Source organism: Bartonella sp. AP19HLJMH, from assembly GCF_042196245.1.
In the GTDB taxonomy this organism is placed as follows: Bacteria; Pseudomonadota; Alphaproteobacteria; order Rhizobiales; family Rhizobiaceae; genus Bartonella.
This window is the reverse complement of the sequence record NZ_JBHIPX010000002.1, coordinates 54881-81734: the sequence shown is the minus strand read 5'-3', so window position 1 is coordinate 81734 and position 26854 is coordinate 54881. Positions and strand designations below refer to the sequence as shown.

20 protein-coding genes are annotated in these 26854 nt (G+C 36.8%); 8 read left to right on the top strand and 12 right to left on the bottom strand.

The features are described 5' to 3' along the window. Positions 1-172: 172 nt before the first annotated feature. The 5 genes from addA to ACFINR_RS01875 form a co-directional block, all read right to left on the bottom strand. Positions 173-3649 carry a double-strand break repair helicase AddA gene (gene addA / locus ACFINR_RS01895; RefSeq protein ID WP_375652380.1) on the bottom strand — a complete coding sequence of 1159 codons (3477 nt, stop codon included), beginning with the start codon at positions 3647-3649 and terminating at the stop codon, positions 173-175. A 2-nt stretch (positions 3650-3651) separates the two neighbouring features. After that, positions 3652-6771, bottom strand: coding sequence for a double-strand break repair protein AddB (gene addB / locus ACFINR_RS01890; RefSeq protein ID WP_375652379.1), 3120 nt, complete (start codon positions 6769-6771; stop codon positions 3652-3654). Between the two features lie 386 nt (positions 6772-7157). After that, entirely contained in the window at positions 7158-8732 is a 1575-nt protein-coding gene (locus ACFINR_RS01885; protein ID WP_375652378.1) for a peptide chain release factor 3, read from the bottom strand. Continuing rightward, positions 8732-10393, bottom strand: a complete 1662-nt coding sequence (locus ACFINR_RS01880) for a lysine--tRNA ligase (RefSeq protein WP_375652377.1) — start codon at positions 10391-10393, stop codon at positions 8732-8734. The genes ACFINR_RS01885 and ACFINR_RS01880 overlap by 1 nt, the downstream gene beginning before the upstream one ends. Before the next feature lie 373 nt (positions 10394-10766). Further along, on the bottom strand, positions 10767-12002 hold the full coding sequence (locus tag ACFINR_RS01875) for an argininosuccinate synthase (protein WP_375632121.1): 1236 nt from the start codon (positions 12000-12002) through the stop codon (positions 10767-10769). A 170-nt stretch (positions 12003-12172) separates the two neighbouring features. Between ACFINR_RS01875 and ACFINR_RS01870 the strand changes: the two genes are divergently transcribed. Beyond that, positions 12173-12814: a LysE family translocator gene (locus ACFINR_RS01870; RefSeq protein ID WP_375612781.1), complete on the top strand. Its 642-nt coding sequence runs from the start codon at positions 12173-12175 to the stop codon at positions 12812-12814. A 791-nt stretch (positions 12815-13605) separates the two neighbouring features. Here ACFINR_RS01870 and rlmN read toward each other — a convergent pair. The 7 genes from rlmN to lptC all read right to left on the bottom strand — a co-directional run bounded on the left by rlmN (position 13606) and on the right by lptC (position 20762). Beyond that, positions 13606-14832 carry a 23S rRNA (adenine(2503)-C(2))-methyltransferase RlmN gene (rlmN, locus tag ACFINR_RS01865; RefSeq protein WP_375612780.1) on the bottom strand — a complete coding sequence of 409 codons (1227 nt, stop codon included), beginning with the start codon at positions 14830-14832 and terminating at the stop codon, positions 13606-13608. Positions 14833-14873: 41 nt separating this feature from the next. Then, positions 14874-15377 (bottom strand): invasion associated locus B family protein, encoded by a 504-nt coding sequence (locus ACFINR_RS01860; protein ID WP_375611465.1) that lies wholly within the window; start codon positions 15375-15377, stop codon positions 14874-14876. Between the two features lie 1004 nt (positions 15378-16381). Continuing rightward, positions 16382-16639: a hypothetical protein gene (locus ACFINR_RS01855; protein WP_375652376.1), complete on the bottom strand. Its 258-nt coding sequence runs from the start codon at positions 16637-16639 to the stop codon at positions 16382-16384. 624 nt (positions 16640-17263) lie between these two features. After that, positions 17264-17728: a PTS IIA-like nitrogen regulatory protein PtsN gene (ptsN, locus tag ACFINR_RS01850; protein WP_375611353.1), complete on the bottom strand. Its 465-nt coding sequence runs from the start codon at positions 17726-17728 to the stop codon at positions 17264-17266. Positions 17729-18640: 912 nt separating this feature from the next. Next, a complete protein-coding gene (gene lptB / locus ACFINR_RS01845) occupies positions 18641-19435 on the bottom strand; it encodes an LPS export ABC transporter ATP-binding protein (protein WP_012754448.1) in 795 nt (264 codons plus the stop codon). A 6-nt stretch (positions 19436-19441) separates the two neighbouring features. After that, entirely contained in the window at positions 19442-20041 is a 600-nt protein-coding gene (locus tag ACFINR_RS01840) for an LptA/OstA family protein (protein WP_375612778.1), read from the bottom strand. A gap of 76 nt (positions 20042-20117) precedes the next feature. Further along, positions 20118-20762 carry an LPS export ABC transporter periplasmic protein LptC gene (lptC, locus tag ACFINR_RS01835; protein WP_375652375.1) on the bottom strand — a complete coding sequence of 215 codons (645 nt, stop codon included), beginning with the start codon at positions 20760-20762 and terminating at the stop codon, positions 20118-20120. A 183-nt stretch (positions 20763-20945) separates the two neighbouring features. On the opposite strand from lptC, the gene ihfB reads away from it, so the two are divergent. From ihfB to ACFINR_RS01800, 7 genes are all read left to right on the top strand, one after another. Beyond that, positions 20946-21224 (top strand): integration host factor subunit beta, encoded by a 279-nt coding sequence (gene ihfB / locus ACFINR_RS01830; protein WP_273790186.1) that lies wholly within the window; start codon positions 20946-20948, stop codon positions 21222-21224. A 7-nt stretch (positions 21225-21231) separates the two neighbouring features. Further along, positions 21232-21528 (top strand): lipopolysaccharide assembly protein LapA domain-containing protein, encoded by a 297-nt coding sequence (locus ACFINR_RS01825; protein WP_273790185.1) that lies wholly within the window; start codon positions 21232-21234, stop codon positions 21526-21528. 172 nt (positions 21529-21700) lie between these two features. Next, the gene (locus tag ACFINR_RS01820; RefSeq protein WP_375620886.1) at positions 21701-22633 is read left to right on the top strand and encodes a class I SAM-dependent methyltransferase; all 933 of its coding nucleotides are present in this window, start codon (positions 21701-21703) and stop codon (positions 22631-22633) included. A gap of 2 nt (positions 22634-22635) precedes the next feature. Next, the gene (locus tag ACFINR_RS01815) at positions 22636-23490 is read left to right on the top strand and encodes a TrmH family RNA methyltransferase (RefSeq protein WP_375611349.1); all 855 of its coding nucleotides are present in this window, start codon (positions 22636-22638) and stop codon (positions 23488-23490) included. Continuing rightward, positions 23480-23983: a signal peptidase II gene (lspA, locus tag ACFINR_RS01810; protein WP_375612774.1), complete on the top strand. Its 504-nt coding sequence runs from the start codon at positions 23480-23482 to the stop codon at positions 23981-23983. The genes ACFINR_RS01815 and lspA overlap by 11 nt, the downstream gene beginning before the upstream one ends. Positions 23984-25101: 1118 nt before the next feature. Next, entirely contained in the window at positions 25102-25875 is a 774-nt protein-coding gene (locus tag ACFINR_RS01805; protein ID WP_375611347.1) for a Bax inhibitor-1/YccA family protein, read from the top strand. 112 nt (positions 25876-25987) lie between these two features. Next, on the top strand, positions 25988-26851 hold the full coding sequence (locus ACFINR_RS01800) for an endonuclease/exonuclease/phosphatase family protein (protein ID WP_375612773.1): 864 nt from the start codon (positions 25988-25990) through the stop codon (positions 26849-26851). The last annotated feature ends 3 nt before the right edge of the window (positions 26852-26854 follow it).

The following is a 26854-nucleotide window of genomic DNA, read 5'->3' as shown; positions in this document are numbered from 1 at the left end:
TATCCTTTATATTCATCTTTTATAGATTGGTATAATAACAATTCATATCAAGTTATTGCAAAGATAAATTATTAAAGGACTTTTTTACACCAGGGATTGTGCGTTGTGTTTGTTTGAGCGATTTTATGAAAGTAAATAAAATGTAAAAATGCTTTGCAAGGAAAAGAGTAACTTATAAGGCAACTTCACTAAGAAATGCCTCAAGTTTTTCTGGAGGAAGTTTAAAAATTTTGGCTTCTTTACTGTAGATAAGCAGAGCCTGTATATCTTTATCGGGATGAATAGCTTGCAATAATTTTCGATAAAGAGCCATTTGCAACCAATGATGGGAAGCAATAGCAGCTTCATTTTCTGGCGGGGTTCCTGTTTTAAAATCTGCAAAGATAACACTGTTTTGCGTGATGTAGAGACGGTCAATTTGACCAGAGATTGCTTGTTCTTTTCCACGAATTTTCACAATACCCATTAAGGAGACCTCAGCACGTGAATGCTCAGAGAAAAGGGGTTTGAGATAAACATGATCTAATATTTTCCAAATATGGCAAAGAGCATCTTCTCTTTGGCTCTCATGCCAATGAGAGGCTTTGATATTGAGATAGTTTCGAGCATAATCTCGACGTTTTTGTGGGGGACAATCGGGCAAATACTGTAACAATCGGTGAACGAGATTACCATATTCAATGGAAAAAGCTCTGTTTGTGTTCATGGCTCCTAAAACAGGTGAAGTGGTAAGCTGTTTTGGACTTGAGGACAGCTCTGTATCAGCTTCAATGGAAAGGCTCGCCACTGACGGTTTTAACGGTTTTGGTAACACTGGTTCTGCTGGTACTTTATGAGAGAAAAAAGCAGGCAAAGGTGGTAAGGTTTGGCATTCAGCGGAAGGAACTTTTGAGTTTATAGAAGCAGAAGAAGCAGGTGTAATGCAATAACGCCAAGCTGCAATATCTTCCGAAGAATCTTTTATAGCAAGGGCATGCGGTTCGAGGGCTTTTTTTACGAGTTGTAACCATGTATGAGATGGCGTTTTCGGACCTTTATACCCACAAATAAACAAGCGATCTTCAGCGCGTGTCATTCCTACATAAAGAAGACGCCTATATTCTTCTTCTGCACGCTCTTTTAAATATGAAATTGCTTGTTTAGAGAGTTTTGTATTAAACTTTTCATTGGGATGCCAAATAAAGGCTTGTTTTCCGTTCCATTGTGCATTGTTTAAAGGAACTTTAAGCAAGTGAGGCGCATGCTGAGGATGCCAAATCGCACTGCCAGGATCGACTAAAAACACAACAGCAGCCTCTAGTCCTTTTGCAGCATGAACAGTCATAATGCGAATTTCTTCATTACTTTGTTCAAATTCACGTTTAATTTCTGGTTCGCTTGCACTTAATGTTTCTAAAAAAGCTTGTAATCCTGGTAATCCTGTTTTTTGAATAGTGAGCGTATAATCCATAAAAGCATCGAGCACATCATTTGCTTCAGATCCTAAACGGGATAGAATTTTTTGCCGTCCCTTATCATTGTTCAGAATATAGCTATAGAATTCAAAAACCGGTATTTGATCCACTAAAGCACGATAATGGTTTAGCTTCTCAAAAGCATCTTTAAAAGATACCTGCGATGATGTATGCGCACACAGACTTTGCCAAAGAGAGCCGGTGCGGTGTGCGGCAAGCTGATAGAGTTCCTCTTCACTAAGAGCAAAAAGTGGGCTTTTTAAAACACAAGCAAGAGAAAGATCATCTTGTGGCTGTAAAACAAAACGCGCAAGCGCCATTAAATCACGGATACTAATATGTTTGGTAAGCTGTAAACGATCAGCCCCTGCTACGGGAATATTACGGTGTTTAAGAGCACGAGAAAGAGCTGAGACAAATTGATCACGTTTACGGACCAAGATCATAATATCACTTGCACGTATTAAGCGTCCTTTTGCTGGAAGCATTTCGCCTTTTTGTAACCAGTCAGCAATCGTTTCAGCAATTTTTTCTGCTAAACGGACTTCAGGTGTATCTAAATGATTAACAGTTGCATGCCAATCTTGAGGAAACTCACTCGTTTCTTTTGAAATGGCATCCCATATAACAACTTCACCGGGACTGTGAACACGGATAGCTTCATGCACCGTTTTTGTATTGTCTGCCGAAAGTCCTTTATAGTTTTTTGGTGTTTCAAAAACAAGATCAACGCTTTTAAGAACATCTGCTGTAGAGCGAAAAGAATAATGCAGTTGTATTTTTTCAAATTGCTGATTTGTTTGCTGCACTTTTTTTTGAATAATTCGTCCATTTGCAGCAAAATTTTCTGGAGCAGCGCCTTGAAAAGAATAAATAGATTGCTTTTCATCTCCAACAGCAAAAAGAGTCCGTATGTTTGTTCGTTGGCTATACCCTGAAAAAAATTCCTGTGCCAACAGTTGAATAATTTGCCATTGCTCAGGGTTGGTGTCTTGTGCTTCATCAAGTAGAATATGATCAAGTCCCTGATCAAGTTTATAGTGCACCCATTGGCTTGCACCTTTGCGCTGTAACAAATGAAGTGTACGCTCAATAAGGTCATCAAAGTCTAAGAAGCCATTGGACTTTTTTAGATTCTTATAAATTTTGAGATAAATAGTACAGAGCTGAAAAGCAGCCATATTGAGGGTGGCAACCTTTGCGCATTGATATTTTTCTAAAAGAACAGAAAGCTTGTTTTGTTTATCTTCAAGCATTTGTTGAATAAAAGGCCAAATTTCGTCTGATTTTTTATGAAATAAATGTGAAAAATTACGCGGCTCACCTTTTGTTGTAAAATAAACATCAGAAATAATATTGAGAATATTTGTCTCATCATGCACCTTTTCTAATTGGGAAAGTTTTGCCACCATATCCTTAAAGCTTTGATTACCATTGGTTTCACAATGCTTAAGAGCATAAAGAGGAAGGCGCGCTGTTTGTTTAATTTGTTCCAGAAGATATTGATTTGTTTCATTGGGCGCTAAGTTAAAAAGCGCGCGCAATTTTTCTTCTCCATTTTCAGATAAAAGAGAAGATAAAAAATCAGACAATTTATGTTGCTTTTCAACTGCCTCATAGAGCAATTGATTAAAAGTATGTTCGCTAATAACTTGAAGTAACAGCTGCAAAGCAGGTTGTACATCACGACGGGCTAAAAGTTCGCGACGGGATTCTTGTTGTAATTTTTTTCGACCGATATCATCGGGAAGTTCAAAATGCCCTGCAATATTGGCTTCTAACATAAATTGATGTAAGAGAGCTTCACAAAAAGCATGAATCGTTTGAATTTTTAAGCCACCAGGCGTTTCGAGGGCACGCGCAAAGAGTTGCCGTGCATAAGTTAGTTTTTGCGCATTAACAGGTTTTTTTTCAAACCGTGTTAAGGTTTCTTGCAGCTGTGCATCATCGAGCTCATTCCAACTAGAAAGCGTGCGAAAAATTCGTGATTGCATAACAGCAGCAGCAGCTCTTGTATAAGTAAGGCATAAAATACGTGCTGGAGGCGTACCGTTTAAAAGCAAACGGATAACACGTTCACTTAAAACGTGGGTTTTTCCAGATCCAGCATTTGCAGAAACCCACACGTTTTTTTGGGGATGTGTTGCTGTTGCTTGTGCATCAAGAGCGGCTTCAGGAATAGAAAAAAACGTCATGATTACTCTTCTTTATGAAAACCACTTGACCATTCCCACAACCGAGCCAAATGGTCGTAGTCACCTTCATATCGTTTTGACATGGGGACAGCATGTGAGAGATAGCCTTGTTGTGGATTTTGATAATAAGTTATGAGTGCGATAAGATTTTCCCATGCATTTTCAGCAAGATCAACAGCACTTAGATAAGTTTTTCCGTCTTTTTTCTTTAAAAGAATTGATTGGGATTTAATTTCACCTTTTTTGTTAAGGGGAATGTAAAATAAATTTGAGGGTGTAAAATCTTGAAAATCTGGGAAGCCCCCTTGTATGAGTAAAGCTGTTTCTAAAGCCAATTGCGGAAATAATAATTCACGAACTTGTTTTGATGAAGGAGGGGTTCCGGTTTTGAAATCTAGAATTTCAACCGTTTTATCTGGCAAAACATCAAGACGATCAGCGCGTCCTGAAAGGGTTACTCCTGTTGTTCCTATAGGAATTTTTTGTGATACCACTTCCGAATATCGCTCTCGCAGCCCTAAACTTTGTTCCCATTGAATAAAGCGTGGAGCAAGGTTTTCAAAACTATTCCACCAAATTACTTCAATATCGGGTGGAAAATTGAACTTATCAAACTCTTTACGCCCAATAGCAAGCAGTACATTGAGTGCATTTGCAGCATTTGGATTTTTCATTTGTGTGCAAAAAGCTGCAAGAATAGCGTGATAAAGTGTTCCTCGTTCTGAAGCGCTAGGATCATGAATAAGTTCTTTAAGTGGTTTGAGCCTTAAGATTTTTTTGGCATAAATAGCATAGGGATCATATCGCAATGTTTCTATTTCAGTGACTGAAAAATGGCGCGGGCGTATATCAAGAGGTGGAGAAGGGCAAGGACGTTCCACCTCAGAAGTTATGCTTGTATGATCAAGCATCTTTGCCCAATGGCGTAGTATTTCACCTCGTTCACGGATTTGTTCCCAAACCTGTTTTCCTACAACTGTTTCCATGCGTTGTAGCCAGCGTGATGGAATGGAAGGCGTATGATTAACGCGCAATGCGCGACTCATCACCACTTTATCCATTCCCATCGCCCATTGAAAATCATGCGCAGAAAGACCAATACGCTGCTCTGGTGGTTCCAGAGTTAACATCATTTTCATCGGTCGCGATAAAAAAGCATCATTTCGGGTTGATATTGGCCATGACCCTTCATTAAGACCGCCGATGACCACTGTATCAACCGTTTGCAAACGCGATTCCAAAGTACCCCAGATGAATAAACGTGGATGTCCCCCAGGCGAAGGTGCGACGGAACGAGTTGCTATTATGGCAGAAAACATAGCAGGCCATTCGCAAAGATGAAATGTTAATCCGGATTGATCACTGACCAATTCACGTAGAAAATTTGATAAGGCTTGTCCTGCTTCATGTTGATAAAGATGTGCAAGAGAATTATCCTCATTGCGACCAAAATTTTCAAAAATCTCAACAGTTGCTATTGCAGCCTCATTGATGGTGCATTCTTTCTCTTGTTTCATAAGAGATGTTAAAGGTTCAATAGCTGTCCTCAAAAGATGACAAAGGAAACGTGCTTCTTCACATTTCTGCTGATCAAGAGCGTTGATTTCAGAATTATTATGAAAGTATGTTTCAATCCATTTTTCAAGAAATTGATCACACTCGCAAAGCTTAATACGCCCTGTATTCCCTCGAAGAACAAAAAGTTCAAAATTTTCTGCCATTTCCCGTAAACGATGACGATTTTGTTGGAGTGTTGTAAGGGGATGTTTAAGAAGAGAAAGAAAAGCAATGGGATCATCAGGTTGCAATACATTTTCTAAGATAAGTCGTAAGAGAGTTACAGGCAATGTTTGTGCAAGTGGTATTCCGCCTGAATCATTTGCTTCAATTCCAAATCGCTGTAATTCCACGGCAACACGGCGTGCTAAATTACGGTCATTTGTAATAAGAGCCGCAGTTTTTTGAGGTTCTTCAATAGCTTTGCGTAAGGTAACAGCTATAGCGAGAGCTTCTTCACGTTCATTTATAGCTTCAATAAATGACCAATCTGCACAAAGATTTTCATAATCATCACGGACAATTTGTATCCATTTATCTGTTGTAGAAGCAGGTCGGAGTGCTTCTGATAAAAGAGCCATTCGTTTTTTCTTTGTTATACTTTGTTGGCCAATTTCGCAAACATGATGACGTTGACACTCCATGAGAGTTAGAAGTTTTTTTAAATGATATTGAGGATGGCTAAAAACATTTTCTGCAGGATCAAAAAAATCACAAGCTGTTTTTTCTTTATTGCTTGTGCTTAGTGCATTCCATTGTTCTTCATCCATATGAAGATCAAGGCCAGGAAGAACAACAGCCCCTTTGGGCAGAGAAGCTATAACCTTTAAAAGATGAGAAACTGCGGGCATAGAACCTGACACACCAGCAGCAATGATAGGTTTATCAGGCTGCGTGCATCGCAAAGTCTCTGCATGCATTGTGAGTGCTTGATTACGCCATTCCGCGGGATTGCTTCGTTGCCTTTCGGTCAAGATTTGTGGCCAATTTTGCGTAACAATAGTCAGAAAGTCGAGCGTTATTTGCCACCATTCAGCGACCATATCAGGTGCAATATCTTTAAGTTTCGACCAATCTGCTCCTTCTGTTTCAATTTCGTCCATCAAATGCGCTAAATCCTGAGCAAGCCAAATTGCATCAGCACTATGAGCCGGAATAAGTACATCTTCTGTACCAAACATGGCACGCAGATGCGCAGGTAAATTTTCACGCCATGGGCGAATAAGGCGCGCTAAAAGCAGTAAGCGTTCACTTTTTCCAATGGGTGGATTCAGAGTGCTGGTATGATTTTCAACAAAAAGGAAACTGTCTTCATCGACATCTCCTAGAGCACGAATGGTTGGTAAGAAAGTTGATTGTGTATCGCTTCTTTCAACAAAGGCTAAACGTAAAGCGCGAGCAGCACGACGTGTCGGAACATAAATAAGGCTATCGGCAAGGGCAGTTTGAATGTCTCCATTGGGAGCGAAATTATCAATAAGGGTACCGGAGAGCAGTGCCTCAACAAAGTGAGGCAAAAAAGCCATTCCAGAAGATATAGAAAAGACACGTGGTTTATAAGTCATATGATCTCATATTGGGAATAACAAATTTCATCTTATTGATTATTTGCTTTATTTTGACTGTATACAATTTTCATACAAGAAAAAACTGAAAAGCTCTATTTATACAGGAGATTTTTAGCTGACATTCAAAATACTGAAATATATGACCTTGTCTTAAGCTATTGTGAAAAAATATATCAAAATTTTAAAAGACGTTACAATTACAAATATATTATAACTTATTGAATATTATAAAATAAATTTACCGTATTCTTTATACAGTGCAATCTGAAAGTGTTCTTTACATACTCCTTTTGTTTTCAGAAAAAATAACAATATTCAGATCCCCAACTCAATATGAAAAATCATTATCAACCAAATTGTTACATAAAAAATTCTTCTTTACATTAAAAGCTTACTTGATAATCTTTAAAAGTAGAAAATTTTATCTTAGGAGCTCTTTCTGCTTCATAATTTAATGAAAAATGGTTCTCCGCTAAAAAAACTGGATCACCTTCTAAATCATACGCAATAGCAGAGCGGTGATTGCTGAGAAACTTTTGCAACTCATCTTTGCTCTGCGCTGAAATCCAACGGCATAAATTAAAGCGCGCAGACTCAAAATTCACTGGCAAAGAATATTCTATTTTTAATCGTTCTTTTAAGACATCAATTTGCAAAGCACCAATAACACCAATGAGAGAAGGCGACCCATCATCAGGAATAAACAATTGTACAACCCCTTCTTCAGCCATTTGTTGCAAAGCTTCTTTGAGCTTTTTTGCTTTCATTGGATCGCCCAAACAAACACGACGCAAAATCTCTGGTGCAAAATTTGGTACTCCCTTAAAGAGGATATCTTCTCCTTCAGTCAAAGTATCGCCGATACGCAATGTTCCATGATTAGGGATTCCTACGATATCACCAGCATAGGCTTGATCAGCAATTTGGCGCGAACGCGCAAAGAAAAATTGTGGAGCCGAAAGTGTCATCGGTTTTCCTGTTCGGACCAACTTTGTTTTCATACCACGTTCAAGTGTTCCCGAGCATACCCGAAAAAATGCAATACGATCACGATGATTAGGATCCATATTCGCTTGAATTTTAAAAACAAATCCCGTCATTTTAGGTTCAGTTGCTATGATATTGCGCTGATCTGCACTTTGATCACGAGGACTTTGACCAAAATCAATAAGTGCATTGATCAAATCACGAACACCAAAATTTCGTAAAGCTGAACCAAAATAAACCGGAGTCATATGACCTTCACGGAAAGCTTGAAGATCAAAATTCTTGCAAACACTTTGAGCAAGTTCTACCCCTTCAATAAAAGTGGAACGTTGATATTCAGGGAGTAAATGGACAACCTCTCTGGGATTTGAAACTATTTGCTGTGTTATCTCATCATCTTTTTGACGAAAACGATTATGATGAAGGTCATAGGTACCAACAAAATCTTTACCCGTACCAATTGGCCATGTTATAGGCGCGGTATCAAGAGCAAGCTTTTCTTCAATTTCATCTAAAAGCTCTATAGGATCACGTGCCTCACGATCCATTTTATTGATAAACGTAACAATAGGAATATCCCGCATCCGACATACTTCAAACAATTTCAGTGTTCTTGGCTCAATTCCGCGTGCCCCATCCAATACCATGATAGCACTATCAACAGCTGTGAGAGTGCGATACGTATCATCCGCAAAGTCCTCATGTCCTGGAGTATCTAGGAGATTAAAAATATGATTTTCATATTCAAACGTCATCACCGAAGTCACAACGGAAATACCACGATCACGCTCAATATTCATCCAATCAGAACGGGTTTGAATACGATCTTTTTTGGCTTTTACTTCTCCTGCAAGTTGAATAGCACCACCAAACAATAAAAGCTTTTCTGTTAATGTTGTTTTCCCCGCATCTGGGTGAGCAATAATTGCAAATGTACGGCGTCGCTTTACTTCCTGCACTCTTCGTTCCATTATTCCTCCACAGGACGTGCAAGTGTTTCAGCAATCAGTGCACGCATTTCATTAATCCCATAAAGCGCTATAAATGATCCCCATCGTGGACCTCGCTCTTGTCCAAGAAGGACTTCATACAACATTTGAAAAAAAACATTAGAAACACCAGGCCCACCTTCAGGGCTTTTTTTGCTATGATCTTGATAGCGTTCCGTTAACCTTGCAACATCAAGAAGCATATTTTGTAATATGTTGCCATCAACAGTTTCAGGTAAATGAGCTAATTTTTCATCAATTTGTGCTAATGTTGCTCGTTCGCTATCATCTGGTATACGAAATTTCTTGTTTGGTTTAACAAAAACATCAAAATATTTAATGGCAAACTTCACCAATTGATCAAGTTCTGGATAAGTTTGTGCATTTGCTTCTTTAGCGTAACGAGAAATAAAACCCCAAAGAACTTCTGCATTCTCCGCATTTGAAGCACTTACCAAATTTAAAAGCATCGCAAAGGATACAGGCAAATCAACCTGCGGTGGACAACCATTATGAATATGCCATACAGGATTACTAAGCCGTTCTTGCCAACTTTGACGACCATAAGCAGAAAGATGAGCATAATATTCATCTACAGCTTTAGGAATAACATCAAAATAAAGCCTTTTTGCTGTTTTAGGTTTTGAAAACATATAAAGCCCTAAACTCTCTGTTGGGGCATATGTAAGCCATTCATCAATGGTTAAGCCATTTCCCTTGGATTTGGAAATTTTCTGCCCTTTCTCATCTAAAAAGAGCTCATAGTTGAATCCTTCTGGGGGCTTTCCACCTAATACTTTACAAATTTTAGAAGAAAGATTTGTGGAATCGATAAGGTCTTTTCCGGCCATTTCATAATCAATGCTAAGTGCTGTCCAACGCATTGCCCAATCTACCTTCCACTGACACTTAACTTTGCCCCCCGTAACCTCTGTTTCTATGGTTTCTCCTGTTTCAGGTTCAATATAAGTGACAGTCCCTTTTTCAACATTACGCGCAATCATCGGTACCTGTAATACTTTTCCAGAAAAGGGAGAAATCGGTAGAAAGAGTGAATAGGTCGCTTGCCGTTCTTCACCTAATGTTGGTAAAATAATTGCCATAACCTTGTCATAACAGGCAAGGATTTTCAAAAGTGTTTCATCAAAACGACCGGAATTGTAATAATCCGTAGCACTTGCAAATTCATAATCAAAACCAAAACGATCAAGGAAAGCCCGTAACCGCGCATTATTTGCCGCTCCAAAAGAAGGATAATCATCTCCAAAAGGGTCGGGTACACGGCTCAACGGTTGACCAAGATAATGTTCCATCCTCTCGCGATCAGGCACATTCTCAGGAACCTTGCGCAAACCATCCATATCATCAGAAAAACAAAGTAATTTTGTTTTTACTTTATTCTCCGTGAGAATATGAAATGCATGACGCACCATGGTTGTACGTGCAACTTCCCCAAAAGTTCCAATATGCGGTAAACCAGAAGGGCCATAACCTGTTTCAAATATCACACTGTCTGGATAACCCGTTTTTTCATACCGTTTGATAATCTTACGTGCTTCTTCAAATGGCCAAGTTCTCGATTGAGAAGCTGCATCTTTTAATTCAGGCGTAAGGTTGAGGGTATCACACTGATCACGCATCATTATTTATCCTAAAAATTACACTCTTTCAAAATAGGGTGTATGGTTCTTGAATTTATTCGTCAATAATAGCAAGCAAAAAGATGAAAATTTCTTTATACTCTTAAGTCACTATACAAAAACCGCCCTCGTTATAAACATATTTTGTTCTGATAAAAATCAAAAACATTCAATATTATAAAGCAAAATTGACCTGTTTTGATTATCGAAGCCTTCATTGCTATTATTATCATGGGTTTTGCTTATTATATTTATTAGCGCAGAAGATAAGCTTCTAGTATTGAACGAAAGAACGGTAAAAACCAACAGAAAAATGCTTAAACTAGGCATTTCATACAAAAGCACTAATCCATATTACACTTGTCACCGTAATTTTCTATTTCTTTTCTTTATCACCTTGATGACGCATTGCTAATGTACGCAAACGTAGAGCATTTAATTTAATAAAACCAGTTGCATCTCTTTGATCATAAACACCTTGATCATCCTCGAAAGTTACTAACTCACTGGAATAAAGTGATTTCTTACTTTGGCGCCCTTCAATAATTACATTCCCCTTATAAAGCTTTAACGTGACTTCACCTTCAACATGTTCTTGAGATAAATCAATAGCTGCCTGCAACATCTTACGTTCCGGCGAAAACCAAAATCCATAATAAATGAGTTCTGCATAACGTGGCATCAATTCATCTTTTAAATGAGCTGCGCCACGATCTAACGTTAAAGATTCTATAGCTCTGTGAGCCGTCAAAAGAATGGTTCCACCTGGTGTTTCATAAATACCCCGCGATTTCATACCCACAAAGCGATTTTCTACCAAATCTAACCGACCAATACCATTATCGCGCCCATAATGATTTAATTCTGCAAGTAAAGTTGCAGGAGATAAATTTTTTCCATTGATTGAAACAGCATCGCCTTTTTTAAAGCCAAGAGTAATTCTGGTTGCTTGATCTGGAGCATCTTCCGGCGAAAGAGTACGCATATGGACATATTCAGGAGCAGGAAGTGCTGGATCTTCTAAAATCTTTCCTTCTGATGAAGAATGCAATAAATTTACATCCACTGAAAAAGGCGCTTCACCTTGCTTATCCTTTTCTACAGGAATTTGATGAATACGAGCAAATTCAAAGAGATCTGTCCGACTCTTAAAATCCCAATCACGCCATGGAGCAATAATCTTTATATCAGGATTAAGCGCATAAGCGGAAAGCTCAAAGCGTACCTGATCATTGCCTTTTCCTGTTGCTCCATGAGCAATGGCATCTGCCCCTGTTTCCTCAGCAATTTCAATAAGGCGTTTTGAAATAAGTGGACGTGCAATTGATGTTCCTAAAAGATAAGTCCCCTCATAAACGGTATTGGCTCGAAACATCGGAAACACAAAATCACGCACAAATTCTTCGCGCAAATCTTCAATGTAGATCTCTTTAACACCTAGCATTTCAGCTTTACGACGAGCAAGTTCTAGCTCTTCCCCCTGCCCCAAATCTGCTGTAAAAGTTACAACTTCAACACCTAGCGCACTTTGCAACCATTTAAGAATAATTGACGTATCCAATCCACCTGAATAAGCCAAAACAACTTTTCTAATATTTTGCCACTTTTTCATTTTAAAGTTCTATATGAGCTACTTTTTTATTTCTACCCAAAAATCAAAACGATGCAAGAAATATAAAAATAAATTCTTTTTAAGCAACATTAAAAAGACGCAAAAAGCGTAAATAAAGGTGCCTCAAAGTATAAATAGTGAACACTGCTTAAAAATAAAAGGAGATTTACGTGTCATTTCTACCGGAGTGGTCTATTGTTGTACAATTTGCTTTAGCATCGTTGATTTTAGCACTTATTCCAGGACCAGATATGATGCTTTCTGTAGGACGAACCATTACACAAAGCAAAAAAGCTGGAATTATGTGCGCCTTGGGTAGTGCAACAGGGTTTGCCATTCAGGTTACCGCTGTAGCACTTGGCTTATCAGCGCTTATTTTTGCTGCACCACATACTTTTGTTCTTCTGAAAATTGTTGGCGCCTTTTATCTTTTATGGTTTTCCTTTCAAGCTTTACGGAGAAACCCCACTTTTTCCTTTGAACAGACATCTTCTAAATCTCAAAGCGCTAAACGTAACTATCTTGCTGGTATTGGAATTAATCTTCTCAATCCTAAAGTTATACTCTTTAACGCGACATTCTTACCACAATTTATCAATGCGAATGATCCTATGGCAACACAAAAATTGCTCTTTTTAGGACTCTCTTATATTCCTATTTCTTTCCCCATTACAATTGCAATCGTTTTTACAGCGCATAAACTTACCAAAACTCTCAAAAAGAACCCTCTTTATATTCGCTTTCTCGACTGGCTTATTGCTGGTACTTTTACCAGCTTTGCCCTCCATCTCCTTGTGGTTACAAAACATTGATTTATACGTGTAATGTATCGCTTTTAATTTAAATAAAAAAACAAATATTATAAGATTTTTTCATTTCAAACCTGTTTGTTTTGAATAAAACAATACCTTTCCTTTGTACATCACAAGAGAAGCTGGAGTTTTCGTATGGATAAAAACTATCTAAGAAAAGAATAAAAACACCTCTTATAAACCATCTCAAGTACTAAAAGCTGTTACAACATTGGGAGCTGAAAAATAGAATGGTGGTACCAATTTACACCTTTATTAAACATAAAGGTGTAGGAGTACAATACATTCACAGAAGCTTTTTGTTACACTCCTCACAAGCATTATCGTGATATGAAGAGTGTACTAAGAGATACTTAAAAAACATATCAATGGATAACTTAATGGTATTTATATTTTAGATCCTCTGTTTTGCTTGTGATGCGTGATCTTATTTAAGAAAATAATAAACAAAAGCATGAGGCAGTGCACAATCTCCACTTTTTAAAAGATATTACCGTAGATGCTTTTAAAAGACACAAAACCTAATTAATGAGTACGATAATAAGGTAGAAATTAGTTATAATCCTTAAGACCTCATATTCCCTCTAAATTAGGCTTCCTTCTTAATTTCAGAGATTATGCAAACAAGACTATAGACAATATCTTACCCCATTTAGCATATAAACGCTGAAACTGTTCGTCTAGCACTTATCCATCTTAATCTCTGTCTCACATATGCCATCGCATGAGGTTTGGATATTAATTTACAAACAAAAAAGTATAGGCCTCGATATCGCTGAAAATTGCGTTACCTAATGACCAATGGCATTTTCAAGTCGTAAACGTTCAGATTTACGTAAGCGCTCTGAAGCTGATTTAAGCTGTCCACATGCAGCTAAAATATCGCGTCCACGCGGTATCCGAATAGGAGAAGCATAGCCCGCTTGATTAACGACATCAGCAAAACGCTCGATTTGCTCCCAATCAGAACATTGATAATTACTCCCTGGCCACGGATTAAAAGGGATTAAATTAATCTTAGCAGGAATCCCTTTCAATAACTGAATCAATCGCTTAGCATCATCTAAACTATCATTGATATCTTTCAGCATAACATATTCAAATGTGATTCGTTTTGCATTGGAAAGACCAGGATAATTACGGCAAGCCTCCATTAGTAAAGCAAGCGGATATTTTTTATTAATGGGAACAAGCATATCCCTTAGTGTATCGTGTACTGCGTGGAGTGAAATTGCTAACATAACACCAATTTCTTCTCCAGTTCGGATAATTCCAGGAACAACTCCACTAGTTGAAAGCGTAATTCGACGTTTTGATAAAGAAAGTCCATCGCCATCAGAGGCAATCAATAAAGCTTTTTTAACAGCTTCAAAATTATAAAGAGGTTCTCCCATTCCCATCATAACAATATTGGTAATTTTTCGTCCTTCAATGGGAACAATTGCTCCATCAGGGGTATTCTTATCAGGAAAATCACCCAAACAATCACGTGCAACCAATAATTGTGCCAAAATTTCTTCTGCGGTCAGATTACGAACAAGCATCTGCGTTCCCGTATGGCAAAAAGAGCAGGTTAACGTACACCCTACTTGCGATGAAAGACATAAAGTACCACGTCCTTCTTCAGGGATATAAACCGTTTCAATTTCAACAGGCCTTCCAGCTCCACGTGCAGGAAAACGTAAGAGCCATTTACGCGTACCATCTTTTGATATTTGTTCTCCAACAATTTCTGGGCGCGCAATGGAGAAATGACACTTAAGTGTTTCTTGCATTGCTTTAGAAATATTCAGCATCTCATCAAAATTTGAAACACCACGCACATAAAGCCAATGCCAAAGCTGACGCACACGCATACGCGTTTGATGCTCTGGTACACCAACTGTCTTTAAAGCTTGCATCATTTCATCTTGCGACAAACCAATTAAAGAGAGCTTAGAACTCTCCTTCACGACCACATTATCTGTTTTTCGTGCAAAACATGAACCAACTGGTCTAAGGTCATAAGAAATGGCCATTGCTTTCCAATTCACATCACTATTTTAGAGTTATCGAAACCTTAATGGCACTTTTGAGCTGCATTTAATGCAGCAGTGACCCCTTTTAAGGAATAAGTATAAGTGGTATGCGTTCCTCGTTTTGATATCGCTTGCACTGTCATATTGCTTCCAGCACGCATAGCAGAAACAAGCTGCTTTTCTAGCTCTGATGACGCCAGCCAAGCTGAGGAATCTTTCGTGAAAAAATCAAAGTCCTTACCTCCAATGGTCACTGTCACTCTCGACCCTTCTTGAAGGGTATAACCAGCCATAAACTGCGGTTCAAACGAAATAGGTGAATGAGAACGCTTGGTAACCAAGAAAAAATTATCGCCATGATTAACTGTCGTTGGAAGAGCCTTCAAAGGTACCGATAACACATAGCAAATCGTATTTTTGGGCGATTTATAAGAATAGGCTCCCCACGCTTCAAATTGATTTAAACGGCTTGGCGTTTGTGCATATGCCACTCCCGCTGTAACAAGAACCATTACAGATGCAGCAATAACAGTCTTTTCAAACATCTTCATTTAGCTCACTTCTTTAGTCTCTAACAAGATTTTCTTCATTGGAAAAATTTAACAAAAACTCCTCGATATTCATGTGTTATTGTCCTAATTCCTTCAATAAGCGAAATATTTTCACACTAATCAAAATAGATTTCTACGTTTCATTGTGACCTTTTAATCGTTACCAAAACATAAACTTCTTATTCAATAACCACATTAAAAAATAATATCTTCATTTTACGCTACTTATTTCGTTTTTGTATAAAAAACGATTTCTTTAAGCTATAGAACTTCAAAACGAGATGAAAATATACCACCACTCTGTTAAGAAATAAACCTTACTCTTTATATCACAAGCAATCTGATGCAAAATTTTGAAAATACACCCCAGACTCCCCGCAAAAAAGCTTAATCGCCTTACGAATATCACTTCTCGACTTTATGCATTCAATACATTTATGTTCGCAGAATACTCCATCTTTTACTCATTATAGTGCATTCATATTTCGTATTCAATATCGTCCCGATAACACTTTTTCTCAATCTTCAAAAGACCTTGTAAAAATAATAAAATATTATCAAGATATTAATAATAAAACATAAAGAATTTAGATTCTATCTCAATAATCACATACAATTTTGTTTCTTTTGATCTTATTTCCCTATATATTTCATCTCCAATTATTAATTTCTAAAATGATTTTAGTAACTTATAATAGCTTAATCGTATTATTTTAATGTATTAGACGATATTTTTCTTTCTGTTATAAAAAACTTCTTAAGAATTCTTTGGGAAAGTCTCCTTATCTTATTTCTAAGTAATTTATAAAAAGAAATATAAAACTTTTTTCTATAGCAGTTCTAACATTACCATTTTTTAAACAATATTTTAATCAATTAAAGACACTTAAATAAATCTTCCTATGCATAAAAACTCTTTCACCCAACCTAAAGGTATAATTTTCATTCTTACCGTACAAAATTGTTCTTTAGCATGAGCTCTATACAACAGCAGACATCTAAATCATATCTATAAAATAGTTGATCTCTCCACTTGTGAAGAAGAAAGCTGGCATCATAACACTATTTTCCAGCCCCCAATGTTTTGCTGCAACCCTCAATACTTGAGACGATTCATAAGAAGCATTTTTACCCCTTTCTTGTACAGTTTTTATCCACACGCTAATTCCGTTTACAACGTGCAAGGAAATGGTTTTGATTGATTCAACATAAACAAGTTTGGAATGAGAGAATTTTACAATATTCGGATCTCTCATCTAACATGCGAAATAGTGAATTATATTTAAAATCAATATCTTGCTATACTGAAGATACAATATATCTCTTATTTCTTCTTGAGCATTAAAATATTATCCCTAAACACTCAAACTCAACTTACAAAAAAATTCAATGCACAAATAAACTTTTCTGTTGATTTCTTTCCCGCTTTCAAAGGACGAAGATTCTTAATCCAATCTGGACTGAAAAAGTTTGGATTCTTGTCGAGCGATCTCCTCTTTTCTTCCCACTCATGTGATTCACTTAACTAAAGGCTCTACAGACAAGTCCTGTTTAAAAATATTTACCACGCACTCTAAAAGCACTTAATATATTAAGAAGACTTACAGAATTTATCTCACCATATCTCAAATGATAGTGTTTTTACAGTATAACAGGATAAAAGAATCCACGAACATAATAATTAGATGCTTTAATATACGAGAACAAGAAAGGAAAAGCCCTTCGTTTTTGTTGGTTACTCTTTAAAAAGAAGGTTCAATTAGAAGTAATTTTCTTAAATCTCATGACATAACCTTTTGTTATTAGTCTTAAGATGCAAATTATATTATTTCCTACGCTCTGTAGTGCATACCTCGCAATTTATACGCTCATAATAACTTTTAAGCTGCATTTGATTCTGAAGTTTGAATCAATAAAGCATAAAGCGCATTGGCATTATGCGTACTGCGCAACTTTTGTACAACATCAGTGTGACGCAAAACACGTGCGATCTGTGATAAAGCTTTTAAGTGATCTGCACCAGCATTTTCAGGTGCTAAAAGGAGAAAAACGAGATCTATAGGTTCGTCGTCAAGAGCTTCAAAATCAACAGGACTTTCAAGACGTGCAAATATACCAATGATCCGATTAATATCAGGTAATTTTCCATGAGGAATCGCAATACCTCCACCCAAACCCGTTGAACCAAGCTTCTCGCGTTGTAAAACAACATCAAAAATCACATGTTCACTAAGACCTGTTAGCTTGGAAGCTTTTTCGGCTAAAATTTGCAGAACCTGTTTTTTCGAATTAGCCTTAAGAGCCGGAATGATCGCTTCCGGTGCTATTAACTCACTCAAATTCATACTTTAATTTTCCTCTTACACGCTAAAATGCTCATCAATAAACCTATAAACGCTATAGATACTTAATGTTCTTTCACTTTTCGCAACATCGCATGTGTTTTTACTTTTCAATTTATAATGGGTGATGGCTCAATACATCTCATATCACTTCTAAAACAATAATAAATAGTATTCGGATCATCATTAACGGCATGAGAAACCAAACAAATGAAGTTGTTCATAAAGTTAATTTCCTTACGACTCTAGAAAAGGCCATTATTCATAAACTTATTAAACTTGTCATAAGAGTTGATGTATAATCCGCCATCAGAGTTTTTCTTTCTTTAAACAATGAGCCCTTAAATTAAGATGAAAAGCATACTGAGCAAAATGGACCTTTACTTTGAAAATTACTGTATAGCTTGAACATCGACTTATAACAAGAATATAAAGATTTTTAGAAATTTAATGATTATTTTAAAAGATTTATAGATTTAGCCTGATATCTGTAGCCAAGTTCCTATTTTCAAATAGGCGATATAAACCAATAAAATACGACAACTCCTATTGAATAACCGCAATATATAAACCGGTGCTCCCATCAAAATACCTAAAACAGCATCATCGATATATTTTTTGATTCGACAGAGAAAAATATGATAAATATCTCTTACCTTTCAATAACACACGCATTTATTGAGAGCTTCGTTTATCACTCATTATCACGTTAATCTAGTGATATCTTTTCTATGATACAATTATGAGTAAGCTAAACTTATAAAACAACAAACTAACCTCTAATGATGAAGCCTTTTTCACCACTCAATAACAACATTAAGGTTATAGTCATAAAAGAAGTTTTGGCATAAATAAGGAAATTTTCAGTAATAATGTTTGGTTAAACTTAAATGGAAACTCGTGAAAGCTGTAAAATCAAAGAGAAAACTGATTTCCCAAATAAATTCTGCGTACATCAACGTTGTTGATAATATCGTTAGGACAACCGTGAACTAACACCCGCCCTGTATGAATAATATAAGCGCGATCGACAAGCCCTAATGTCTCACGCACATTATGATCCGTTATTAAAACACCAATGCCACGCCTCGTTAAATGACGAATAAGTTGTTGAATATCGAAAATAGCGATAGGATCAATTCCTGCAAATGGTTCATCAAGTAACATAAAATGGGGACGAGAAGCTAAAGCGCGCGCAATTTCAAGTCGCCGACGTTCACCTCCAGATAACGAAAGTGCAGACATTTTACGTAAATGATCAATTTTAAATTCATGTAAAAGGCTATCTAACTCTTCACGTTGTTTAAGGCGATCTTTTTCAACGACCTCTAAAACAGCTTTAATGTTATTTTCTACTGAAAGACCACGAAAAATAGACGCTTCCTGTGGAAGATATCCAATACCTAAACGCGCACGTCGATACATCGGAAGATGCGTAATATCAAATCCATCAATTTTAATGGATCCTCCATCAGATTTTATAAGCCCTGTCACCATATAAAAACAAGTTGTTTTACCTGCCCCATTGGGCCCTAAAATGCCAACGGCTTCTCCCGTACGAATGCCAAAAGAAACACCATTAACAGTTCGTCTTCCTCGATAAACTTTAATCAAATTACTGGCAATCAAGGTCCCTTTTAAGGGATTTTTTGAAGCTTCACTTTCAAGATTATACCTATCGGTCTGTTTTTTTCTTTTGATTCCAAACATGAAATCTTAATGGCCATTCTTTTGATTTTGTTTTAAAATAATAGAAACACGACCTTTTTTCTTAGGCGTCTCACAACCTTCTAAAAAAGCCTTTCCGCTTTCCATATTTGCCGTTAGTTTGCACCCCGTTGCCACATTGTCACCATCAGTTAACACAACATGATTCCCTGTCAAACTCATCATTTTTGACTTTCCATCAAAAACACCTTTATCACCCGTAGCAACTTGCGTAGCAATTTTTATATAAACTTTTCCTAAAGCTTCCATTTTTTGTATACTCGACGAACCAAATAAAGAAACAGATGATGCCTTTGTATCTTCCTTGTTTTTATCAATTTCTTTATATGCTTTATCGTAGTAAACAACTAATTCTGCCGTTTTTAAAAGACGTTCACCTTGTACCACTGAAACATCACCCTTAAAAAGCGCTATCCCTTCTTTATCACGTATTTCCAAAGAATCTGCATGAAGTTCTACCGGTTCTTTATCGCTTGATAGACTTATTCCAAAATGAGCCACTTCAGCATATCCTAAAACTGCTCCTTCTCCTAACATTCCCATGCTAAAAGCTAACATCACACCTATCCATCTTTTGTACGATTTCATTATTTCAATTCTTCTGTTTGTATATACACATACTTCTCTTTATAAATATCCTTTAAAGATTTGTATTGATATTGCGTTATTGCTTTTGAAGCACTAAATGCACACCACCATGGAAATATATGTTTTTTCCTTTTTCTCGAATTTGTAAGGCGTTTGCGGCAAGATTCAAACCGGCTTGCTGAATATTAACACGTTGATCTGTTTTTAACTGTCCCTCGGATAAGTTAATACTAGCTGACATAAATCGTACCATCATCCCATCATTCGTCGTAATCGTGAATGGCTTATCCAACTGTAAAAAACCATTAATGTTATCGTAAACCCCCCCTTGTGCGACGAGAAAAACCTGTCGTTGTTGGCCCATAAATGCTCTAGCTGTAATGTTTTGCAACCCAATCATTCCAGCGTGTGTATGGTCTTGAAATGCCTTTTCTGCTTTAAGCCAATAAGGTTCATGAGCACGCGTATACCCTTCTAATTTTGGATTGAGCATCGTCAAATTCATCACGCCACTTTCTCCATTATTCAAAGGCATAGAATCAGAAGTAACAGGAACCAAGAAAAACGTAAACCAGCAAAAAACCAGCGCTGAAATCAACGCTACGAGAGGTAAAAAAATTTTTAATATGCTAATGCGACGCGAATGACGGGATGCTTTTTTTAAAACATCTCCAAAAGATGATTGCGTTGAAAAGGCTTTATAATGATTGTGTACGGACATACTCTCCTGATCTCTTAAATCCTCCGCATTTTTAATCTGTATACCCTTTATAGAAGGTATTTTCAAATTTTGTTTCTTGCAATTTGTTTTTTCTTGATTTTATTTTGCTTTTATCCGTTTATATATTGTAATATGCATGAAGTGCACAATTACAAAATTTTTTTGTGTGAAAGTGAGGCTATTGTGGTAAAATCAGAGCTTGTACAAATTATCGCTCGTCATAACCCGCATCTTTTTCAACGGGATGTGGAGAATATTGTAAACGCTATTTTTGAGGAAATTGCAACAGCACTTGCAAATGGCAATCGCGTTGAACTTCGTGGATTTGGAGCTTTTTCTGTAAAAAGCCGTTCAGCCCGTAATGGACGTAATCCACGAACAGGTGAAGCCGTTTCTGTTGAAGAAAAGTGGATTCCTTTTTTTAAAACTGGCAAGGATTTACGTGACCGTCTTAATCAGTGAGAAACTTATGATAATTAAACGTATTCTTCTAACAAGTATCGGTGTGATTCTCGCAGCGGTTTTGATTGTTTTTATCGTGGCTAATCGTCAAATGGTTCCGTTAACCCTTGATCCTTTTCGAGCAAATCCTGAAAGTTTTACTTATCATGCTCCCCTCTTTATATGGCTCTTTATTTTCTTTGGTTTTGGTATTTTATTAGGAAATCTGATCAGTTGGTTTTCCTATCACAAATACAAAAAAGCTCTCAAAAAAAGTAAAGCCGAGATTGAAAAATTGAAAACATCTATTACAAATCTGGTGTAATGGTATTTAAATGAAATCTTTTCTCTTTAGTATTTTATATTCAGTACAGAGTTAAAAGTGCTCTTTTTCTTTTTTATACATGTTTTAATTGACTTTAGCTTTTTTGCACTTTTACGAAACATTTAAGAGCTTTATAATATATTTTTATACCTCATATACCGTGATACAAAACATGCCCGCACAATGCTTTCAATTCTCCCATAACAATAGATATCCGCAGGAAAAGCTGCCCCTTATTTTAGAAACGGGTATAAGCGAAAACTATGCTCTCATTGATTCTGGTCATGGACAAAAATTAGAACGTTATGGAGCTTACCGCATTATTCGACCAGAAGGTCAAGCACTATGGAAACCCGCTTTACCACAAAAACAATGGGCTGATGTTGATGCTATTTTCACAGGAAACCTTGATGAAGAAGGGGTTGGGCGTTGGCATTTTCCTAAAAAGCCACTTGATGAAACATGGGCTCTTGCTTGGAATGGATTGTCTTTTCTAGGCCGTTTTACTTCCTTTCGTCATGTGGGGGTTTTTCCTGAACAAGATGCCCATTGGCGCTCTATGGAAGAACAAATTGTTAAAGCCGAACGCCCTATAAAATTGTTGAATCTTTTTGGCTATACAGGTATTGCCTCTTTGATTGGAGCACGAGCGGGTGCGAATGTTACCCATGTTGATGCTTCTAAAAAAGCCATTGCGTGGGCAAAAGCTAATCAAGAAAGAGCAGGATTACCAGATCATTCTATTCGCTGGATTTGCGATGATGCTATGAAATTTGTCGAGCGTGAACTGCGTCGTAAGAAAAGCTATGATATGATTCTTCTTGATCCCCCTGCTTATGGGCGTGGACCCCATGGTGAAATTTGGCAACTGTTTGATCATTTACCCGCTATGATCACAAATTGTCGTAAACTTCTCTCTGATAAACCGCTCTCTGTTGTCCTTACGGCTTATTCTATTCGTGCTTCCTTCTTTGCACTTCATGCTTTAATGCGTGATGCATTTGTAAATCTTGGTGGTACGGTCGAATCAGGAGAACTCATTTTGCGTGAAGAAGTTGCAGGACGTGCTCTTTCTACTTCTCTTTTTAGCCGTTGGATTGCTTGAATATGTGTAGACCCAAAACTGGTAGAGTGAAAGAAATTACCTCTCTTAGCAACCCCATCATAAAAAATCTTAAAGCACTTAGCCAAAAGAAAAACCGTAATAGAGAAGGTCTTTTCATGGCAGAAGGATTGAAATTGGTCATTGATGCTCTCAATCTTGGCTGGACAATACAGACGCTTATTTTTTCTAAAAGTGAAATCGGTAATGCTACTATCGAAAATACTGCCGCACGTGCTGTAGCCAACGGTGGTTTTGTTATTAAAGCCTCACAAAAGGTTATGGAATCACTTACCCGACGCGATAATCCACAAACAGTTATTGGTATTTTCAAGCAAAAATGGCACTCTTTTGAAATGATAAAAGGGCAGATTAAAGATGTTTACATCGCGCTTGATCGTGTACGTGATCCTGGAAACCTTGGTACCATTATTCGAACCGCTGATGCTGTAGGTGCTAAAGGTGTTATTTTAATTGGCGAGACAACAGACCCTTTCTCGCCTGAAACAGTCCGCGCAACCATGGGATCTATTTTCTCTGTACCACTTTATCGTTTTGATGAAAACGGCTTTTTAAACTGGTCTTCTCACTTTAAAGGTATGATTGTTGGAACACACCTCAAAGGTTCTCTGGATTATCGCACACTTGACTTCAAAAATGGCCCTATTATCCTTTTAATGGGGAATGAAAAACAGGGATTATCAGATCTTCTTACGAATCGGTGTGATAAACTTACGCGTATTCCACAAAGCGGACGAGCAGACTCGCTTAATCTAGCTGTAGCAACAGCTGTTATGCTTTATGAAATCCGTCGCCCCTATTTAATACTGGAACCATGTGAGGAAAAACATGATTCGTAAATCACTCCCTTTTCTTCTCTTGGGCTTGGCTTTTACAGTAGTACTTGATCAAGCTGTCAAATACTGGGTTATGCACAATATGCCTTTAGGAACAGAAATTTCGCTTATTCCTTTTCTTTCCCTTTATCATGTGCGCAATTCTGGCATTGCATTTTCGTTTTTTTCTTCCTTTTCTCAGTGGGGAATCATCGCCATCACGATCATTGTGATTATCTTTCTTCTATGGTTATGGAAAAATACTGAATATAATAAGTCTTTAATGTGCTTTGGCCTTATTCTTATTATTGGGGGAGCCATCGGCAATCTCATTGATCGTATTCGCTTTCATCATGTCACTGATTATATACTTTTTCATATTGATGATATTTTTTATTTTGCTATTTTCAACCTTGCAGATAGTTTTATCACTCTCGGTGTTATTGCCATCCTTATTGAAGAATTGCGTACTTGGATGAAAGCAAGGCGTCATTCCAATAGTACATCTTCTCATTGATATGTTCAGTGCCTTAGAAAACAGAGATTATTGACCGTCACAAGTCTGATTACGCATTGATTTCTCTTAATCAATTCTTGTTGCTCGTCATTTCACGTGTTTCTCTTCATGGGACTATAAGATCTTACTTTCTTTTCAACTTTACATTTCTACACTTAGTTAGTGCAAAAGAAATGAACTCAAATAGAATCAATATTTTTTATCCATGTGTCCTACATCACAATTTTTGAGGAGACATTTCACAGCATTTGAAGTTCTGTTTATTTGATTTGAACAATTGATTTTCGTACGTTTTTTAGTTTTTACAGATATCGATTTTACAGAGCCTTTCTTAAGTGCTTCGTTTAAAAACTCTCCTTTTTTATTTTATATATTGTTTAATAAAAAACATTTTTTCAACTATTTTCAATGGTGTCTTGTTAAAGCAACATATTGATTATAAATATAAATTACCGTTTTTCATATTGAATAAAAGCCCTTACTATCCTAAATCTCTTTTATTTGGAATCTGTTCATGTTGAATCCATTAAAACAATATCTCTTGCAAGACACAAGTCAATAATCTTGATTGATTTAATATGAACAGATTTTCAACCAGAGAATCTTGCGATATTCGGAGTATCATTTAGCATTCAAAAAGACAATTTATCATTATACATCAATATATTATATAAAAATCCAATTCAATAGCTCTTATAACCGTGCAAAACAGATGCAATATTGGAGGTTGAAAATAGTGTGATGATACTTGCCGCTCTTCTCATAAACGCAAAAATAGTGAATATTTATAAGGGATTGTATTACATAGTTTCTGTGAAAATAGAAAAGTTTTTAAGTATAGTCTTTTTATCTTGCAAAAATATGGCAAAAAATGGAAATATTTTTTATTAAAATGAACTATTTCCTTACCAATTTGTAAGGTTCCTTCTTCATATAAATCTCTTGTAATTTTTAAATAAATCTCCATAATAAGAGCATATATGCTGGAATTCTGTCAGTGATTCTTAAGGGTTTTTGTATTTGCCCAATTAAGGCTTATACCAAGCTTATCTGTGTAATGACAGAGACACCTTTAAAGCCCTATACCTGACAGAACATATGCTAAAGGATTTTATATTATGGCTAATTTTAAAGATTTACGTTCGGCACCTGCTTCTCATGCCGATGCATCAATTGATCAGGGATTACGCGACTATATGTTGGGTGTCTACAATGCAATGGCCATTGGTTTGCTTATTACAGCTGCTGCCGCTTATGCAATTGTATCATTAGCAACGACAACAGATATGAGCCAAGCAGCAGCTCAAATCAATAGCAGTGTTTATCTAACACCATTTGGAGTAACATTTTATACATCGCCATTCTCTTATATTGTTATGTTTGCACCACTCATAGCAGTCTTATTTCTCAGTTTTAAAATTAATACATTGAGCACAAATGCTGCTCGTAGTCTCTTTTTTGGTTATGCTGCTCTGGTTGGTCTTTCACTGTCTTCAATCGTTTTGCGCTATACGACAGAAAGTGTTGTGCAAACCTTTGTCATTTCCGCCGCAACTTTTGGAGCTCTTTCACTTTATGGATACACAACAAAGCGTGATCTCACAGCAATCGGTTCATTCTTATTCATTGGATTGATCGGCTTGTTGCTTTCCATGATTGTGAACATTTTTCTTGGATCAAGCGCTTTGCAGTTTGCTATTTCTGTGATTGGTGTTTTTATCTTTGCTGGTTTAACAGCCTACGATACCCAGAGCATTAAGTTGATGTATTATGAAGGAGATGAAAGCGATACCAGAGGACGTAAAGTTATTATGGGCGCGCTGAATCTTTATCTTGATTTCATCAATATGTTTGTCTTCTTGCTACAGTTTCTTGGCTCAAACCGTGATTGATTGCAAAAATCATTACTTAATTAAAGAACCTTGTTTCTAAAAGAAACAAGGTTCTTTTGTTTTTAGTGTAAATCTTTACCCTCTGCTTCTTAGAAACTATTCTTTTCGCAAAATGACAAAAATCCCTTATAAGCAAAAATTCCCTTGGTTTACCGGTTTTATCCAACAAAAACTCCATAGCTCCTTTTTAAATACAATTCACAGCCGCTCTCATCATCAATCAAACATCGTCAATCAAAATAGTAATTATGATCTGACCGTTGCTTCCTATAATGTGCATAAATGTGTAGGTGTTGATAAAGTTTTTAATCCTACAAGAATTGTCCGTGTTATTACTGAATTACAAGTTGATATCCTTGCTCTTCAAGAAGCAGATAAACGTTTTGGGGAACGCATCGGTTTGATTAATCTTCAGCTATTAAAAGCTGAAACCGGTTTGATTCCTGTACCTCTTAATACTATGTCACCTCATGGCCATGGTTGGCATGGGAATGCTCTTTTTTTGCGAAAGGGATATGTACGTGATACTTTACAAGTCACTCTTCCTAGTATTGAACCACGTGGGGCTGTAATTGTAGAGTTGGAAATGGCAGCAGGCCCTATTCGTATTATTGCGGCTCATTTTGGCTTATTACGTTACTCTCGTAAACAACAAACAAAAATGCTCCTTGAAATTTTCCAAAAACGCCCCCTTATGCCTACACTCCTCATAGGAGATTTTAATGAATGGCGAATGGGAAAAGGCTCATCTTTAAATCATTTTTCTCCCTATTTTGATAGCACTTTTGAAGTTGTACCAAGCTTTCCCTCTCGTTTTCCTTTGTTAGCCCTTGATAGAGTTTTTTCTTTTCCCCACCAATTGGTAACAAGTATTGAAAATCATTATTCACCACTTGCACGCATTGCTTCAGATCATTTGCCTATCAAAGCCTATCTTAATCTTTCCAACGCAATCAATATTCTTAAAAATAAATAAAAA

Excerpts from the sequence above, each read along its gene's own strand:
- addB (WP_375652379.1), bottom strand. The coding sequence starts at position 6,771 with ATGACTTATAAACCACGTGTCTTTTCTATATCTTCTGGAATGGCTTTT.
- ptsN (WP_375611353.1), bottom strand. The coding sequence starts at position 17,728 with ATGAATTTGAGTGAGTTAATAGCACCGGAAGCGATCATTCCGGCTCTT.
- ACFINR_RS01805 (WP_375611347.1), top strand. The coding sequence starts at position 25,102 with ATGGCTAATTTTAAAGATTTACGTTCGGCACCTGCTTCTCATGCCGAT.
- ACFINR_RS01825 (WP_273790185.1), top strand. The coding sequence starts at position 21,232 with ATGATAATTAAACGTATTCTTCTAACAAGTATCGGTGTGATTCTCGCA.
- lspA (WP_375612774.1), top strand. The coding sequence starts at position 23,480 with ATGATTCGTAAATCACTCCCTTTTCTTCTCTTGGGCTTGGCTTTTACA.
- addA (WP_375652380.1), bottom strand. The coding sequence starts at position 3,649 with ATGACGTTTTTTTCTATTCCTGAAGCCGCTCTTGATGCACAAGCAACA.
- lptB (WP_012754448.1), bottom strand. The coding sequence starts at position 19,435 with ATGTTTGGAATCAAAAGAAAAAAACAGACCGATAGGTATAATCTTGAA.
- ACFINR_RS01885 (WP_375652378.1), bottom strand. The coding sequence starts at position 8,732 with ATGGAACGAAGAGTGCAGGAAGTAAAGCGACGCCGTACATTTGCAATT.
- ACFINR_RS01860 (WP_375611465.1), bottom strand. The coding sequence starts at position 15,377 with ATGTTTGAAAAGACTGTTATTGCTGCATCTGTAATGGTTCTTGTTACA.
- ACFINR_RS01815 (WP_375611349.1), top strand. The coding sequence starts at position 22,636 with ATGTGTAGACCCAAAACTGGTAGAGTGAAAGAAATTACCTCTCTTAGC.
- ACFINR_RS01880 (WP_375652377.1), bottom strand. The coding sequence starts at position 10,393 with ATGATGCGTGATCAGTGTGATACCCTCAACCTTACGCCTGAATTAAAA.
- rlmN (WP_375612780.1), bottom strand. The coding sequence starts at position 14,832 with ATGGCCATTTCTTATGACCTTAGACCAGTTGGTTCATGTTTTGCACGA.
- ACFINR_RS01820 (WP_375620886.1), top strand. The coding sequence starts at position 21,701 with ATGCCCGCACAATGCTTTCAATTCTCCCATAACAATAGATATCCGCAG.
- ACFINR_RS01840 (WP_375612778.1), bottom strand. The coding sequence starts at position 20,041 with ATGAAATCGTACAAAAGATGGATAGGTGTGATGTTAGCTTTTAGCATG.
- lptC (WP_375652375.1), bottom strand. The coding sequence starts at position 20,762 with ATGTCCGTACACAATCATTATAAAGCCTTTTCAACGCAATCATCTTTT.
- ACFINR_RS01800 (WP_375612773.1), top strand. The coding sequence starts at position 25,988 with ATGACAAAAATCCCTTATAAGCAAAAATTCCCTTGGTTTACCGGTTTT.
- ACFINR_RS01855 (WP_375652376.1), bottom strand. The coding sequence starts at position 16,639 with ATGAGAGATCCGAATATTGTAAAATTCTCTCATTCCAAACTTGTTTAT.
- ACFINR_RS01875 (WP_375632121.1), bottom strand. The coding sequence starts at position 12,002 with ATGAAAAAGTGGCAAAATATTAGAAAAGTTGTTTTGGCTTATTCAGGT.